The organism is Micrococcus sp. 63XJN7_8_ISO-PGPR-S23-253, assembly GCF_056173425.1.
Genome location: NZ_CM149673.1, coordinates 986351 through 1001675, shown reverse-complemented (window position 1 = coordinate 1001675; position 15325 = coordinate 986351). Strand labels below are relative to the sequence as shown.

The 15325-nt window shown below is 71.2% G+C and carries 12 protein-coding genes and 2 pseudogenes; 6 read left to right on the top strand and 8 right to left on the bottom strand.

Annotation, left to right across the window (positions count from 1 at the left end):
• Window positions 1–24: 24 nt before the first annotated feature.
• From AC0VX4_RS04630 to AC0VX4_RS04615, 4 genes and pseudogenes are all read left to right on the top strand, one after another.
• Window positions 25–612: a YdhK family protein gene (locus tag AC0VX4_RS04630; protein ID WP_136940486.1), complete on the top strand. Its 588-nt coding sequence runs from the start codon at window positions 25–27 to the stop codon at window positions 610–612.
• 89 nt (window positions 613–701) lie between these two features.
• On the top strand, window positions 702–2837 hold the full coding sequence (locus AC0VX4_RS04625) for a heavy metal translocating P-type ATPase (protein WP_475464646.1): 2136 nt from the start codon (window positions 702–704) through the stop codon (window positions 2835–2837).
• Window positions 2834–3183, top strand: a pseudogene (locus AC0VX4_RS04620) (metal-sensitive transcriptional regulator). Before AC0VX4_RS04625 ends, AC0VX4_RS04620 begins: the two are co-directional and overlap by 4 nt.
• A gap of 181 nt (window positions 3184–3364) precedes the next feature.
• A complete protein-coding gene (locus AC0VX4_RS04615; RefSeq protein WP_136940484.1) occupies window positions 3365–3988 on the top strand; it encodes a CueP family metal-binding protein in 624 nt (207 codons plus the stop codon).
• 386 nt (window positions 3989–4374) lie between these two features.
• Here AC0VX4_RS04615 and AC0VX4_RS04610 read toward each other — a convergent pair.
• The 4 genes and pseudogenes from AC0VX4_RS04610 to AC0VX4_RS04595 form a co-directional block, all read right to left on the bottom strand.
• Window positions 4375–4799, bottom strand: a pseudogene (locus AC0VX4_RS04610) (transposase); the annotation flags it as partial.
• Window positions 4800–5024: 225 nt separating this feature from the next.
• Window positions 5025–7727: an aconitate hydratase AcnA gene (gene acnA / locus AC0VX4_RS04605; RefSeq protein WP_002858140.1), complete on the bottom strand. Its 2703-nt coding sequence runs from the start codon at window positions 7725–7727 to the stop codon at window positions 5025–5027.
• A 201-nt stretch (window positions 7728–7928) separates the two neighbouring features.
• Window positions 7929–9401 carry a class I SAM-dependent RNA methyltransferase gene (locus AC0VX4_RS04600; RefSeq protein ID WP_002858141.1) on the bottom strand — a complete coding sequence of 491 codons (1473 nt, stop codon included), beginning with the start codon at window positions 9399–9401 and terminating at the stop codon, window positions 7929–7931.
• Window positions 9402–9560: 159 nt separating this feature from the next.
• Window positions 9561–11513: an APC family permease gene (locus AC0VX4_RS04595; protein WP_060774517.1), complete on the bottom strand. Its 1953-nt coding sequence runs from the start codon at window positions 11511–11513 to the stop codon at window positions 9561–9563.
• A gap of 134 nt (window positions 11514–11647) precedes the next feature.
• Between AC0VX4_RS04595 and AC0VX4_RS04590 the strand changes: the two genes are divergently transcribed.
• Both AC0VX4_RS04590 and AC0VX4_RS04585 read left to right on the top strand, forming a co-directional pair.
• Window positions 11648–12349, top strand: coding sequence for a potassium channel family protein (locus AC0VX4_RS04590; protein WP_060774504.1), 702 nt, complete (start codon window positions 11648–11650; stop codon window positions 12347–12349).
• Entirely contained in the window at window positions 12346–13059 is a 714-nt protein-coding gene (locus AC0VX4_RS04585) for a potassium channel family protein (protein ID WP_060774505.1), read from the top strand. Before AC0VX4_RS04590 ends, AC0VX4_RS04585 begins: the two co-directional genes overlap by 4 nt.
• Here the strand turns inward: AC0VX4_RS04585 and AC0VX4_RS04580 are convergent.
• The 4 genes from AC0VX4_RS04580 to dut are packed head-to-tail and all read right to left on the bottom strand — an operon-like array spanning window position 13011 to window position 15308.
• Complete coding sequence (locus tag AC0VX4_RS04580) at window positions 13011–13715, bottom strand: DUF3159 domain-containing protein (RefSeq protein WP_060774506.1); 705 nt, start codon at window positions 13713–13715, stop codon at window positions 13011–13013. The genes AC0VX4_RS04585 and AC0VX4_RS04580 overlap by 49 nt on opposite strands.
• Before the next feature lie 23 nt (window positions 13716–13738).
• A complete protein-coding gene (locus tag AC0VX4_RS04575) occupies window positions 13739–14056 on the bottom strand; it encodes a single stranded DNA-binding domain-containing protein (RefSeq protein ID WP_002858152.1) in 318 nt (105 codons plus the stop codon).
• Window positions 14053–14829 carry a DUF3710 domain-containing protein gene (locus tag AC0VX4_RS04570; RefSeq protein ID WP_002858153.1) on the bottom strand — a complete coding sequence of 259 codons (777 nt, stop codon included), beginning with the start codon at window positions 14827–14829 and terminating at the stop codon, window positions 14053–14055. Before AC0VX4_RS04570 ends, AC0VX4_RS04575 begins: the two co-directional genes overlap by 4 nt.
• Window positions 14826–15308 (bottom strand): dUTP diphosphatase, encoded by a 483-nt coding sequence (dut, locus tag AC0VX4_RS04565; protein ID WP_002858154.1) that lies wholly within the window; start codon window positions 15306–15308, stop codon window positions 14826–14828. The genes AC0VX4_RS04570 and dut overlap by 4 nt, the downstream gene beginning before the upstream one ends.
• Between the last annotated feature and the right edge of the window lie 17 nt (window positions 15309–15325).

Below are 15325 nucleotides of genomic sequence, written 5' to 3'. Positions count from 1 at the left end.
GGACCAGAACGAACAGGAGACTTCATGCGCAAGCGCCTCAGGACCACCGTCGCCGCAGGAGTGCTCGGAGGAGCGCTCGTATTCACCGGCTGCAGCACCGGCGGTGACCAGGACCAAGCGACCCCCTCGACGACCAGCCACCACGAGGGCCACGGCAGCAGCTCTGACAGTGGCGGGATGGAGCATCCGATGGACGGCGGCCCCGCACCCGAGGGCATCGAGACGGCTGCGTCGCCCACATACCCGGTCGGCACCGAGGTCACGCTCACCGCCGACCACATGGAGGGCATGGACGGTGCGAACGCGACGATCGCCGGCGCGTACGACACGTACACCTATGCGGTGGACTTCACGCCGTCCACAGGCGGGGAGCCGGTCAAGGATCACAAGTGGGTCGTCCAGCAGGAGATCAAGGACGCCGGAGATGAACGTCTGGCCGACGGCACCGAGGTCACTCTCGAGGCCGAACACATGGAAGGCATGGAGGGCGCGGAGGCGACCATCGCCTCCTCCACCGAGGAGACCGTCTACATGGTCGACTACGAGTCCGACGGCATGACGATGACCAACCACAAGTGGGTCGTCGAGAGCGAGATCAAGCCGGCCTCCTGAGCCGATCGCCGCGGGCGCGCTGAAGGTCCGCGGCGACATACGACCCGATCGAAGGAAAGATCGGGGAATGACGAGGGGAAGCGAAGAGCATGACGGACCCGACCACGCATCACCATGACCACGACGGCGTCGCGACCATCGAGTCCGGCCACCGTGACGACTCGCGCGCCGAGAACAAAGACCACACCACGGAACACGGTGACCACGCCGGGCACGGTCATCACGGCAGTGGTCACGCGGGCCACGGCGACCACGTCGGCCAGTTCCGGCGGCTGTTCTGGATCAACCTGATCATCGCCATCCCGGTGGTCGCGTTCTCCCCCATGTTCGCCATGCTCCTGGGCTACTCGGTCCCCAGCTGGGCGGGCTGGGTCGCCGCAGTCCTCGGCTCCGTCATGTACGCCTGGGGCGGCACCCCGTTCCTCACCGGTGCTGTCAGCGAGCTGAAAAGACGCCAGCCGGGGATGATGCTGCTCATCGCGCTCGGCATCACCGTCGCGTTCCTCGCCTCCTGGGCCGCCACTGTCGGTCTCGTCCACCCCGAGCTCGAGTTCTGGTGGGAGCTGGCGCTGCTGATCGTCATCATGCTGCTGGGCCACTGGATCGAGATGCGCTCACTGGCCCAGACCACCTCAGCGTTGGACTCCCTCGCCGCGCTGCTCCCTGACGAGGCTGAGCGCGTAGAGGGAGACGACGTCGTCAAGGTCGACCCGGCAGAGCTGCGCGTCGGCGACGTCGTCATCGTCCGGCCTGGCGGCAGCGTCCCCGCCGACGGCACCATCGTCGACGGCCGCGCCGACATGGACGAGTCCATGATCACCGGAGAATCACGCCCCGTCGCCCGCGGCGAGGGCGAGAACGTCACCGCCGGCACCGTGGCCACCGACTCCGGCCTGCGCGTAGAGATCACCGCCACCGGCGACGACACGGCTCTGGCGGGCATCAACAGGCTCGTCGCCGAGGCGCAGGGCTCATCCTCCCGCGCCCAGCGCATCGCCGACCGGGCTGCCGCCCTGCTGTTCTGGTTCGCCCTCGGAGCTGCGCTGATCACCGCCGTCGTCTGGACGCTCTTCGGGCTCCCCGACGACGCGGTCGTTCGCACCATCACGGTCCTCGTCATCGCCTGCCCCCATGCGCTGGGTCTGGCGATCCCTCTGGTCGTGTCCATCGCCACCGAGCGCGCCGCCCGCGGCGGGGTCCTGATCAAGGACCGCCTCGCCCTGGAGTCCATGCGCCAGGTCGACGCGGTGCTCTTCGACAAGACCGGCACCCTGACCAAGGGCGAGCCCACCGTCATCGGCGTGGAGCCGACCGGCGGCGTGAATGCCGAACAGGTCCTCGCCCTGGCCGCCTCCGCCGAGGCCGACAGTGAGCACCCCCTCGCCCGGTCCATCGTCACCGCCGCCAAGGAGAAGAGCCTCGCCGTCGAACCGGCCAGCGGGTTCACCTCCTCCCCGGCGGTCGGCGTCACCGCGACGGTGGCCGATCACGAGATCCGCGTCGGCGGACCCCGTCTGCTCGAGGAGACCGGCCAGGACGAGATCGGTGTCGCCGACGAATGGCGGGCAGAGGGTGCGATCATCCTGCACGTCCTCCGCGACGGCAAGGTCATCGGCGGTCTCAAGCTCGCCGACGAGATTCGCCCAGAGTCCCGCGATGCCGTCGATGCGCTCCATCAGCTCGGCGTCGAGGTCGTCATGATCACCGGCGACGCGGAAGCCGTGGCGAACGAGGTGGGAAGAGAGCTCGGCATCGACCGGGTCTTCGCCGGCGTCCGCCCCGAGGACAAATCCGCCAAGGTCGACCAGCTGCAGAAGGAGGGCAAGAAGGTCGCCATGGTCGGCGACGGCGTCAACGACGCCCCTGCCCTGGCCCAGGCCGACGTCGGCATCGCCATCGGGGCCGGCACCGACGTCGCCATCGCTTCTGCAGGTGTCATCCTCGCCAGCTCCGACCCGCGCAGCGTGCTCTCGGTGATCCAGCTCTCCCGCGCCGCATACCGCAAAATGAAGCAGAACCTGTGGTGGGCTGCAGGGTACAACGTGCTCTCTGTGCCGCTCGCGGCTGGCGTGCTCGCACCCGTCGGCTTCGTCATGCCGATGTCAGTAGGTGCGATCCTGATGTCGATCTCCACCGTCGTCGTCGCGCTCAACGCCCAGCTGCTGCGTCGCATCGACCTCGCCCCAGCTGCCAGCACCCGCTCCGTCCTGGAGCACCAGAAGTGAAGGACACACCCGTGACCACTGACACTGCAGCCGATGAGACCGGCACCGACACCGGAGCCCATCGGCACGGCTACATCAGTGACAAGGACCGCTACCGCAACCGCATGAAGCGTGTCGAAGGCCAAGCCCGCGGCATCACGCGATGATCGACGACGAAAAGTACTGCATCGACATCCTCACCCAGGTCTCGGCCCTCACCCGCGCCCTGCAAGGAGTGGCGACCGGTCTGCTCGATGACCACCCCAAGCAGTGCGTGCCCGACGCCGTCAGGAAAGGCGATGAAGACGCGGCCATCGCCACGATCCAGGAGGCCAGCGACGCCATCAATCGCCTCGTGCGCTCCTGACACCATCCGATGTCGTCAACACAGGGTGCCTCGGACCGGTTGGCCCCAGATCAGGACAAGGCTCTCGATGTCTCCGGGCAGGCGTGCGTCGCACCTCGTCGAACCCTTGACACCGGCGAACTCGGATGCCTTCGGTCCAACCTGACGACATGAACACGTTCACCTGAGAAAAGAGTTGGGCATGCCACTTGCCATTGTTGCTCCGATCCAGTCCTCCAGGATCCGCCTGAGAATCTGCGCGGCCTTCACCGGTCTGGCGACCAGCGCCGTCCTCCTGCTCAGCGGCTGTGCTGATGCGGGACCGTCCGCTGATCCAGGATCCGATCGCTCACTGGTGGTCGAGCACGATCTAGACGGATTGAATGCTCGCGAGATCATCGAGCGCCTCGACTCAACGAAGATGACAGATCGCTCGTCCGAATTCATCGCTTCGATTGAACCGGACCAGCTTGTACTGACCGACGATCAGAACAATCAGACCACCCTGCGGATGCCAGAAGACGAATTCTACGTCTCTATCGCCCCGTATCGCAGCCAGACTCACGAATGCTACTTCCACAGCCTCACTACGTGCAGCGGCGAACTCGCCAATACGGACGTCCACGTCACCGTGGTCGAGGCGACGTCCGGGGAGACCATCCTCGATGAAACGCTGACGACTCACGACAACGGATTCGTCGGGGTCTGGCTGCCGCGTGGAATTGACGCCACTCTCACGGTCTCAGCTGAAGGCCGCACCGCGGAAAAGGCCATCTCGACCCGCCCCGACGACCCCACCTGCTTGACCGGTCTTCAGCTGGCTTGAGGCCCAGGCCTCATGCTCCTCTGCAGCCCCGACAGATCAGGCGTCGAGACGTCCCGTCCTTGGATGCCCCAAGGGTCTCGGCGTCCCGATGTGAGGATTCGCCCGAGAGCCGGCTTCAGAGTCATCGGAGGGCATAAGCAGACCGGGCTGAAGCCTCGTCGACCAGTATCAATCAGTGCCAACTGAAGAGCACTACATCACTCACGCCCCTTCACGATGTGCACTGTGGGGGATCCTCTCTGTCCGGGTCCTCACGCTCATGCCTGCCGGTGCTGAGCCTCGCCGAGCCTCTTGAGCACTTGACCTGGATCGTTGATCAGTTCGAACACGCTACGAGGGCGTGTCTGAGAATGCCGTCGACCACGCGAGCACAGCATTCAGGACCACGGCAGCCCTGCCCCGTCGATCAGCTGATGGGTCTTCGTGCTCAGCCCGCCCCAGGGGCGCCCGATGCCGTGATCGGCGGGGTCCTTCACGCGGATTCCTGTCGTTCGATCCAGCCCCCTGTGAGCCGGGTGGTGTTCGTGGCGCGCTGATGTGCGTGGGCGATCGTGGAGTCTACCGAGGCCGACCCATCGATCAGGCCTTCGGCCTCCGCTGCAGGGGGTCAGTGTTGCCGGCACCGTGTCCCAGGTGCCCTGTTCGGCCATGCGCCGGTGCCAGGTCCACACGTCACTGTCAGGGCCCGTAGACCTCGGGCAGGTCCTGCCAGGGGATCGATGCACCTGTACCGGTGGATGATGGCGTCGAGCATCGTGCGGGTATCGGCGAACGGCCGGCCCTGCCGGCCTGTGGGGGCGTGGGAGAGCATCTGGAACCGGGACGTGTCGTCGAGGGTGCCGGCCGCCCCCCGGCTTCATTGTCAGACACGCCCGAGGCCCGTCTGGCCCAAGGGTTAGCCGGTCCCTGCACTGGGGGATGAAGAGCGGTCGTGCACCGGAGTCGCCCCCGGCGCCCACGACGACGGCGGCCCGCCGCCCCCCGTGCGGAGGGCGGCGGGCCGCCGTCGTGGTGCCCGCGCGCGGTGTCCCGTGGATCAGGCCTTCGAGGCGATCTGACGGAGCACGTACTGCAGGATGCCGCCGTTGCGGTAGTACTCGGCCTCACCGGGGGTGTCGATGCGGACGACCGCGTCGAACTCGGTGACCTTGCCGTCCTCACCGGTGGCCGTGACCTTCACGGTCTTCGGCGTGGTGCCCTCGTTGAGGGCGATGATGCCGGAGATGTCGAAGGTCTCGGTGCCGGTCAGGCCCAGCGAGTCGGCGTTCTCACCCTCGGGGAACTGCAGCGGCAGCACACCCATGCCGATGAGGTTCGAGCGGTGGATGCGCTCGAAGGACTCGGTGATCACGGCCTTGACGCCCAGGAGCGCGGTGCCCTTGGCCGCCCAGTCACGGGAGGAGCCGGAACCGTACTCCTTGCCGCCCAGGACCACCAGCGGGGTGCCCTGCTCGGCGTAGTTCTGCGCCGCGTCGTACACGTAGGCCTGCGGGGCGCCCTCCTGGGTGAAGTCGCGGGTGAAGCCGCCCTCCACGCCGTCGAGCAGCTGGTTCTTGATGCGGATGTTCGCGAACGTGCCGCGGATCATCACCTCATGGTTGCCACGACGGGAGCCGTAGGAGTTGAAGTCCTTGCGCTGCACGCCGTTCTCCAGCAGGTAGCGGCCCGCCGGGGTGTCCGACTTGAAGGAGCCGGCCGGGGAGATGTGGTCCGTGGTCACGGAGTCGCCCAGCTTGAGCAGGACGCGGGCGCCGGAGATGTCCGACACCGGGTCCGGCTGCATGGTCATGCCCTCGAAGTACGGGGGCTTGCGCACGTAGGTGGACTTCTCGTCCCACTCGAAGGTGGAGCCCGAGGGGGTCTCCAGGGACTGCCAGCGCTCGTCGCCGTCGAAGATCGTGGCGTACTGCGAGGTGAACATCTCGGTGTCGATCGACGCGTCGATGATCTTCTGGACCTCGGTCGGGTCCGGCCAGATGTCCTGGAGGAAGACGTCGTTGCCCTCGGTGTCCTGGCCCAGGGCCTCGTTCTCGAAGTCGAAGTCCATGGTGCCGGCCAGGGCGTAGGCGACCACCAGCGGCGGGGAGGCCAGGTAGTTCATCTTCACGTCCGGGTTGATGCGGCCCTCGAAGTTGCGGTTGCCGGAGAGCACCGCGGTCACGGACAGGTCGTTCTCCTGGATGGCCTCGGAGATCTCGGACTCCAGCGGGCCGGAGTTGCCGATGCAGGTGGTGCAGCCGTAGCCGACCACGTTGAAGCCGAGGTCGTTGAGGGACTCGCGCAGCCCGGACTTCTCGTAGTAGTCGGTGACCACGCGGGAGCCCGGGGCCACGGAGGTCTTCACCCACGGCTTGGACTTCAGGCCCTTGGCGACCGCGTTGCGGGCCAGCACGCCGGCCGCCATCATCACGGACGGGTTGGACGTGTTGGTGCACGAGGTGATCGAGGCGATGGACACGGCGCCGTGGTCCAGCTGGAACTGACGGCCGTCCGCCATGGCCACGTCCACGAGCTTGGACGGGCGGCCCTCGCCGGCCTCGTCCTGCGTGGCGTAGTTGTGCAGGTCCTTGCGGAACTGGTCCTTGGAGTCGGTGAGCTCGATGCGGTCCTGGGGGCGCTTCGGGCCGGAGATGGAGGGCACCACGGTGGACAGGTCCAGCTCGAGGTACTCGGAGTACGCGACCTCGGAGGACGGGTCGTGCCACATCCCCTGCTCCTTGGTGTACGCCTCCACGAGGGCGACCTGCTCCTCGGAGCGACCGGTCAGGCGCAGGTAGTCGAGGGTGACCTCGTCGATCGGGAAGATCGCGGCGGTGGAGCCGAACTCGGGCGACATGTTGCCGATGGTGGCGCGGTTGGCCAGGGGCACGGAGCCGACGCCCTCGCCGTAGAACTCGACGAACTTGCCGACCACGCCGTGCTGGCGGAGCATCTCGGTGATGGTCAGCACGACGTCGGTCGCGGTGGCGCCGGACGGGATGCTGCCGGTCAGCTTGAAGCCCACGACCCGCGGGATCAGCATGGACACGGGCTGGCCGAGCATCGCGGCCTCGGCCTCGATGCCGCCGACGCCCCAGCCGAGCACGCCCAGGCCGTTGACCATGGTGGTGTGCGAGTCGGTGCCGACGCAGGAGTCCGGGTAGGCGCGCAGCACGCCGTCGACCTCGCGGGTCATCACGGTGCGGGCCAGGTTCTCGATGTTGACCTGGTGGACGATGCCCATGCCCGGGGGGACGACCTTGAAGTCGTCGAAGGCGGTCTGGCCCCAGCGCAGGAACTTGTAGCGCTCCCCGTTGCGCTCGTACTCGATCTCCATGTTCCGCTCGATGGCGGCGTCGTTGCCGAAGGAGTCGATCTGCACGGAGTGGTCGATCACGAGCTCGGCCGGGGAGAGCGGGTTCACGCGCTCCGGGTCGCCGCCCAGGTCCTGGATGGCCTCACGCATGGTGGCCAGGTCCACGACGCAGGGCACGCCGGTGAAGTCCTGCATGATCACGCGCGCCGGCGTGAACTGGATCTCGGTGTCCGGCTGGGCGTTCGGGTCCCAGGCGGCCAGGGCCTTGATCTGGTCGGCGGTCACGTTGGCGCCGTCCTCGGTGCGCAGCAGGTTCTCCAGCAGCACCTTCAGGGAGTAGGGCAGCTTCTGCGCCCCCTCGACCTTGTTCAGACGGAAAATCTCATACTCGGCGCCCTTGACGTCCAGGACGCCCTTGGAGCCGAAGCTGTCGACGGTGGTCACAAGAGGACTCCTCTTCCCGCCCGGTTTCCTCCGGGCGCTCGTCCAGTGGGGGGTGGTCACCCGCGGTCGCGGACCGCGCGCCGTCCGGGACGGGCGTCGTCTGCGTCACAGGTGCCGCACTGCGTCCCAGGGTACCGCGCCGGTCCCGTGTGACGCGGGCATGGCGCGCGGCGGCCCGCAGGCCGCCGCGCGGATGCCGGATCAGATCTCGACGACGGCCGCGGCCGGGGTGCTCTGGGCGGCCGGCACCAGCACGGTCACCGACTCGAGGTGGTGCGTGTCCGGGTAGAGGTCGAACACGCGGGCGCGCTCCACCTCGTAGCCGCCGTCGCGCAGCCACGCCAGGTCACGGGCGAACGAGGCGGGATCGCACGAGACGTACACGATGCGGCCCGGCTCGAGCGCGAGGATGCGCTCGATCGCCCGCCGCCCCGCGCCGGCCCGCGGCGGGTCCAGGACGACGGTGTCCAGCGCGGCACCGCCGAGGCCGCCGTCGGCCACGGGGCGCTCGGGGTACTTCAGCCAGCTGCCGAGCACCTTGTCCGTGGGGCCGTTGAGCACCGAGGCCTGCGGCTGGTCGTGCAGGTTGCGGCGGGCGTCCTTCGAGGCCTGGCGGGAGGCCTCCACCGAGTACACGCGGCCCTCGGGTCCCACGGCGTCCGCCAGGTACGCGCTGAACAGGCCGGCGCCGCCGTAGAGGTCGGCCACGACCTGGCCCGGCTCGACGCGCGCGTCCTCGAGCACCGCGTCCACGAGGGTGGCCGGGGCGTGCTGGTGGACCTGCCAGAAGCCGTCACCCGTGACACGGAAGCGCTTGGTGCCGCCGCGCTCGGACTCCACGGTCTCCTCGACCCAGGTCTTCCCGGTGATGCGCTCGACCTTGACCGGCAGGAACCGCTTCGGGCCGGGCAGGGCCAGGCCGGTGGAGACGTCCACGCCGCACGCATTGGCGGCCTGGCGGATCCGGGTGCGCAGCCGGCCGAGCTTGACCTCGTCCGCCCGCGTCTGCGGGGTGGGCGTCACCAGCACGAGGGGGCGGGAGCCGGAGGCCGGCGTCGCGACGTCCACGCGGGCCGCCCCGGTGAAGTCCCAGTCCCACAGGGCGAGCGCGTCGAGGGCGGGCACGCCGAGCGGCATGTTGCGCACGGGCAGCAGGGTCGCCGAACGGTAGGCGTGCATCGCGATGTGCCCCTGAGGGGTCACCGCGAACGCGTTGCGGGTGCGCCAGCGCTGGCCGGTGGGCTCGTCCTCGGAGCCGGCGAAGCACACCTCCGGCTCCACCGCGAGGTCGGCGATGCGGTGCACCGTGTCCCGGAAGACCTGGGCCTTGAGCCGGCGCTGGTGCGGGACCACGATGTGGCCGAACTCGGCGCCGCCCACGGGCGGGCGGCCCGAGGCGTGGGCGCGCAGCATGTCGGCCAGCTTCCACTGGTGGATGCGGCGGAACTCGGAGGGCCGCAGCACCTCCACGACGTCGCCGCGCCAGAAGCGGGCGCCCTCCTCGGCCTCGGTCAGGGCCACCCGGACCTTCTCGCCGGGCACGGCGTGGCGCACGAAGACGACCCGCCCCTCGTGCCGGGCCACGCAATGGCCGCCGTGGGCCATGGCCCCGACCTCCACCTCGATGGTCCCTCCGATCCCGGTGACGTCTGTGGTTGTGTCGACGACTGCCATCTCTGGCTCCTCTCGCATCGCAGCGCGCTTCAGGTCTTGCCCTGAGCATCGACTGGCCAGATCATCACCATCCTTGCAGACCGATGCGGCTGTGTCGCCTCGATCTTGGGCGCGCCGTCGGACGGCGTCATCCGCCGCTCGCCGGGGGCGCCGGGGCGGTCAGGAGCCCTGGCCCTCGTGGACCTGCCACGGCACCGAGCCCACCATCACGCCCGGCTCCCGCTGCAGCCGCCGCGTCTGGCGGGTGGCGGTTCGGTTGTGCAGGAGCGTGCGCCAGCCGGGCCGGACCACGTACTCCGGGATGAACACCATGGTCAGGTCCCGCGGGGAGCGGCGTCGGTGCTCGCGCACATGCCGCACCAGGGGGGCCACCGTGTCGCGGTAGGGCGAGGCGATCACGGTGAGCGACATCGGCAGGCCGGCGCGCTCCCAGGCGTCGATCACCTCCAGGGTGGCGGCGCGCTCGGCGTCCACGACGACGGCCTCGAGCGAGGACGGCCGCGACGCGCGGGCGTAGGCCAGCGCCCGCAGTGCCGGCCGGTCCAGCGTGGTCACGACGACCACCACGTGGACCCGCGAGGGCAGGGCCCGCGCGTCGTCCTGGGGGTCCGGTGCGAGCTCGCGGTCCACGTCCGCGTAGTGGCGGCGGATCCGCCCCATCACCAGCGAGCCGAGCACGATCGCCAGCAGCGCCACCCACGCGCCCTGCGTGAAGCGGGTGACCAGGACGACGACGCCCGCCAGCGCCGTGACCACCCAGGCCACCGACGTGATGATCAGGCGCAGCCGGACGGCCGCGCGGGCCCGGGCGCCCGGCGTGTGCACGAGCCGACGGCGCCACAGCCGCAGCATGCCGGCCTGCGCGAGCGTGAAGGCCAGGAGCACGCCGATGACGTAGAGCTGTACCAGCAGGGCGGTCCGGGCCTCGAAGAACAACACGAGCGAGAGGGCCACGGCCCCCATCCCGAGGACGCTCCACGTGTGCACGAGCCGGTCGCTGCGGACCCTCAGCTGCCGGGGCAGGTAGCCGTCCTCGGCCACGCGCGCGGCCAGGGCGGGGAACGAGCGGAACGCCGACTTGGCCGCGAACAGCAGGAGCAGGGCGGTGGCCGCGATGGTGGCGACGGACAGGACGCTGCCCGGGCCGTACACGGTGTCCGCGAGCTGGGCGAGCACGGGGGCGGGGGCGCGGTCGGGCGTGACCTCCGCGCCCGCGGCGTCCCGGAGGTTCTCCAGCTCCAGCCCGACGACGACGCCGGTGCGCTGGGCCAGATGCATGACGCCCACAGTCAGCGCGCCGAGGGTGAGGGCCATCACGGTGAGCACCCACCGCACCATGGGCACGGCCGGCCGGGCCATCAGGCGGGTGCTCGACACCGGCACCTCGACGCCGGTGAGCAGCACCGATCCCGCGCTGAACGCGCGCAGGGCGAGCAGCGCCGTCGCCACGGTGCCGACGGTCTCGCCGACCCCGGCGCCCTCCTGCGTCCACCCGGCCGTCGGCGCCGCGCCGAGCAGCCCACGACCCTCCTGCCACAGACCCGCCAGGACGAGCAGCCCGGTCAGGGCGACGAACACGCCCACGAGCACGGGCAGCACCCACCGGGACAGCCGCACCCCGCGGAGTGCGGCCAGCAGCACGCCCACGAGCGCGGCCGAGGCCACCAGCACGCGGCTGCCGACGGTGAGCCCGGGGGCCAACGCCGCCACGAAGTGGGCGAAGGCGGCCACGGAGACCGCGGCGGTGAACACGAAGTCCAGCAGGAGCGCGGCCGAGGCGACGACACCGGCCCTCGGGCCGAACTTCGTGCCGGCCATGTGGTAGATGCCGCCGTGCGGAACGGCGGCGACCGCGGCGCGGAAGGACACGACGATGAGCAACATCACCGCGACGACGGCCCAGCCGACGGCGGGTCCGAGCGCGAGCGCGGACGTGCCGGCGGCGACCAGGGTGAGGATGACCTCGTCCGGGGCGTAGGCGAGGGAGGACAGGGCGTTCGACGACGTCACGGGCAGCGCCCGCCACCGGTTCATGCGGGGCTCGTCGGCGGCGTGCGACGTCACGGGGCGACCGAGGAGGCCGCGGCGCAGGAGGGAGGACAGCGAGGCCACCGCACCACGGTACCCCCGCCGGGCCCGGGCACCGCGGCGACGCGGATGCTCCCGGACGTGCCCGCCGGATGCGAGGATGGAGCCCGCGTCGGCTCCCCGGCGCACGGAGCACCGCACGAGAGGCAGGGACGGGCATGGCCCACTACGTGATCGTCGGCGGCGGACGGGTGGGCACCCGGCTGGCGGCCGCGCTGGACGCGGCCGGTCACGGCGTCGCCCTCGTGGACCGCGACCCGCGGACCGTGGAGGGGCTGGCCCCCGGCTTCTCCGGCGAGCTCGTGGCCGGTGTGGGCTTCGACCGCTCCGCGCTGCTCGCCGCGGGCATCGACCGCGCGCAGGGCCTGGCGGCCGTGACCGCGGACGACAACACGAACATCATCGCCGCCCGCGTGGCCCGCGAGACCTTCCACGTGGACCACGTGGTGGCGCGCATCTACGACACCGACCGGGCCCGGCTGTACCAGCGCCTGGGCATCCCCACGGTCGCCTCGATCCAGTGGACGGCCGACCAGGTGCTGCACCGGCTGCTGCCGGCCGGCACCGCCGACGCGGAGCACCGCGACGGCTCCGGCCGACTGCTCGTGACCGAGCTGGTCCCCCACTCCTCGTGGTGGGGCCGTCGGCTGAGCGACGTCGAGTCCACGGTGGGGATGCGCATCGCCTACCTCACCCGGCTCGGCGACGGTCAGCTGCCCCGGCCGGGCGACCGCCTGCAGGAGGGCGACGTGCTCCACGCCGTCTACCCGGTGGACCGCCGGGACCGGGTGGAGGCCGCCCTGCAGGGCGAGGCACGCGTGCCGGACGGCACGGACGAGGACGAGGAGGGACGGGCATGAGGGCCGTCATCGCCGGAGCGGGCGCCGTGGGCGCCTCCATCGCGCGGGAGCTGCACGCGCACGGCCACGAGGTGGTCGTCGTCGAGGCGCGCACGGACGCGGCCCGCAAGGCCGATGTCGGCGGCGCGCGCCTCGTCCTCGGGGATGCATGCGACCTGACCGTGCTCGAGCAGTGCGGCGCCCTGGAGGCGGACGTGCTCGTCGCGGCGACCGGCGACGACCGGGTCAACCTCGTGTGCTCCCTGCTGAGCCGCTCGGAGTTCGGCGTCGGCCGCACCGTGGCCCGCGTCAACAACCCGCTCAACGACTGGCTCTTCGACGAGTCGTGGGGTGTGGACGTGGCCGTGTCCACCCCCTCGATCATGACGGCGCTCGTGGAGGAGGCCGTCGAGACCGGGGACCTCGTGCGTCTGCTCAGACTGGAGGCCGGCGGCGCGGCGCTGTCCGAGTTCCGGGTCCCGGCGGGGCACTGGCTCGAGGGCCGGCGCATCGGCACCGTGTCCTGGCCGCAGGAGGCTCCGCTCGTGGCGGTCGTGCGCGACGGTGCCCCCCGGCAGGCGTCGGCGGACGAGGTCCTGGAGGTGGGCGACGAGCTCTTCTTCCTGGCCGCCGGCTCCGCCGAGCCGGCCCTGCGTCGCCTCCTCGTCGGCGAGGGCCGCGTTCAGGGGCGCTCGGAGGCGGCGGAGTCCGCCGGCACGCCGTCGTCCTGACCGGGCGAGCTGACGGACCAGGCGAGCCAGAGCCCCAGGGCATAGAGCGGCAGGCCCATCACCAGGCGGGCCACCCCGAGCGCGGTGACGGCGTCCCCGAGGTAGAGGGGCACCTGCACCGCCAGGCGCAGCGCGAACACGGCCACCAGGATCCAGGTGGCCGCGGCGTAGGCGCGGCGCCGACGCCGCTGGGCCCGCCAGCGGGTCCCCTCGGCGCGCACGAGGCCGAGCACCAGGCCCGCCGCGGGCCAGCCCACGAGGGCGGACACCGCGAACGCGAGGCCATAGGCGGCGTTGGTGACGAAGCCCCACAGGTAGTAGTCGCGGGCCTGGCCGGTGGTCAGGGAGACCACGACGGACAGGACGACGACGGCGAGGCCGGCCAGTACCTGGACCGGCGACTGGCGCTGGACGAGGCGCGCGACGCCCAGCACGAGTGCGACCACGACGGCCGCCACGCCGGAGGGCCACACCTGCTGGGTGGCGACGTAGCCGACCATGTAGACGAGGGTGGGCAGGGAGGCCTCGACGATGCCGCGCCAGCCTCCGACGCTGCCCAGCGCGTCGAGGCGGCCGCGCTCATCCAGACGGGCTCGAGACGGCAGGGGGCCGGCGCCGTCCGGGGCGGCGGTGGCGGGGCCATGCGGCTCGGTCATGGGCTCTCCTCTCGGGGCCGTGCTCAGAGCGTGGCGCCGGGCGCGTCGACCAGGTCGAACTCGGGGTTGTGCAGGGTGGGCACGCCGTCCATCTGGGTGACGCGGCCGCGGACCGTCAGCCACTCCCCCGGCATGACGCCGGGCACGCGGCGCCGCCCGTGCCAGACCAGCTGCAGCGTCTCGGCGGGCGCCATGCTCCCGGGTGCGGGCGGGCGGTCGGCCAGGGACGCGCGGAAGACGGTCGCCTCGTCCGCGCCGGGCAGCGTGACGGAGGCGATGACGCCGCGGCGCTCGATGCGGCCCGCGGCCCCGACCGGGCGGGGCGCGACGGCGGAACTCACCGGATCTCCGTGATCTCCGGACCGCGCTCGGGCAGCGCGGTGGCCTCCGGTGCCGCGCCGTCCCCCGGGCCGGCAGCGGTGTCCGCGAGCACGTCCCGGCCCTCGTCCGGGGCCGGGCGGCGACGCTGCAGCGGGCGCGCGTTGGGAGGCGGACGCAGGGGCAGCAGCTCGCGCGGCGGAAGCGGCTCGTCGCCCCGCACCACGACCAGGTCGGAGAACACCTGTTCCAGCGCCTCAGCGGCCTCCGGCTGGAAGGCGGCCTCGCCGTGGAACACACCGCGGACGAACCAGCGCGGACCGTCCACGCCCACGAACCGGGCGACGTTCCACCCCGGCGAGCCGTCCGGCAGCGCCGCCGGCACGCGCGTGAGGATCTCAATGCCGAAGCGGCCGGACTGCTCCTGCACGGTCGCGTGGGCGGTGGTCGACAGGGAGTCGTGCAGCTCGGCGCGCAGGTCGTCCCACAGACCCGTGCGGCGCGGGGCGCTGAACGCCTGGACCTGCAGGGCCGAGCGTCCGAGGCTGACGGTGGCGGCGACGATCCGCTTCGTCGCGTCCTCGACGTCGAGGCGCAGCTTCATGCCCTGGACGGCCCGCAGGCGCAGCGACCCCAGGTCGATCATGCCCGCGGGGTCCGGGCGGGTGGCGACGTCGTGCGGACCGACGTCGACAGTTTCCGGCGCGGCGGCGATCTCGAGGTCGCGCTCCTCCAGCAGCTCGTCCGGCAGGCTGACCTGCTCGTGGCGCACGGTGCGGTTACGTCCGAAGATCACGACGTCCTCCCAGGGGTGATGTCGGCGGTGAAGCCGCCGGTCGAGCCGAAGCCGCCGACCCCGCGCTCGGAGTCGGGCAGCGCGTCCACAGGCTCGAAGCGGGCGCGCACGACCGGCTGCAACACGAGCTGGGCAATCCGGTCGCCGCGGCGCAGCACGATCGGCTCGGTCGGGTCCAGGTTGATCAGGGGCACCTTGATCTCGCCGCGGTAGCCGGCGTCGATGGTGCCGGGGGCGTTGACGACGCTCAGGCCGTGGCGGACCGCGAGGCCCGAGCGGGGGTGCACGAACCCCGCGTGGCCCTCCGGGATGGCCAGCGCCACGCCGGTCGGCACGAGGGCGCGCTCGCCCGGGGCCAAGGTCACGTCGACGGCGGTGCGCAGGTCCGCGCCCGCGTCGCCCCGCTGCGCGTAGGCGGGCGGGGCCAGGCCCGGATCGAGGGCGTGCAGGGGCACGGGCAGCTCGGCGGAGTCGGTCACGAGGCCCGACCCTACAC

What these genes read in the sequence shown, in the direction of transcription:
- AC0VX4_RS04630 (WP_136940486.1), top strand. Translation starts at nt 25, where the DNA reads ATGCGCAAGCGCCTCAGGACCACCGTCGCCGCAGGAGTGCTCGGAGGA.
- AC0VX4_RS04625 (WP_475464646.1), top strand. Translation starts at nt 702, where the DNA reads ATGACGGACCCGACCACGCATCACCATGACCACGACGGCGTCGCGACC.
- AC0VX4_RS04615 (WP_136940484.1), top strand. Translation starts at nt 3,365, where the DNA reads ATGCCACTTGCCATTGTTGCTCCGATCCAGTCCTCCAGGATCCGCCTG.
- AC0VX4_RS04600 (WP_002858141.1), bottom strand. Translation starts at nt 9,401, where the DNA reads ATGGCAGTCGTCGACACAACCACAGACGTCACCGGGATCGGAGGGACC.
- AC0VX4_RS04590 (WP_060774504.1), top strand. Translation starts at nt 11,648, where the DNA reads ATGGCCCACTACGTGATCGTCGGCGGCGGACGGGTGGGCACCCGGCTG.
- AC0VX4_RS04585 (WP_060774505.1), top strand. Translation starts at nt 12,346, where the DNA reads ATGAGGGCCGTCATCGCCGGAGCGGGCGCCGTGGGCGCCTCCATCGCG.
- AC0VX4_RS04580 (WP_060774506.1), bottom strand. Translation starts at nt 13,715, where the DNA reads ATGACCGAGCCGCATGGCCCCGCCACCGCCGCCCCGGACGGCGCCGGC.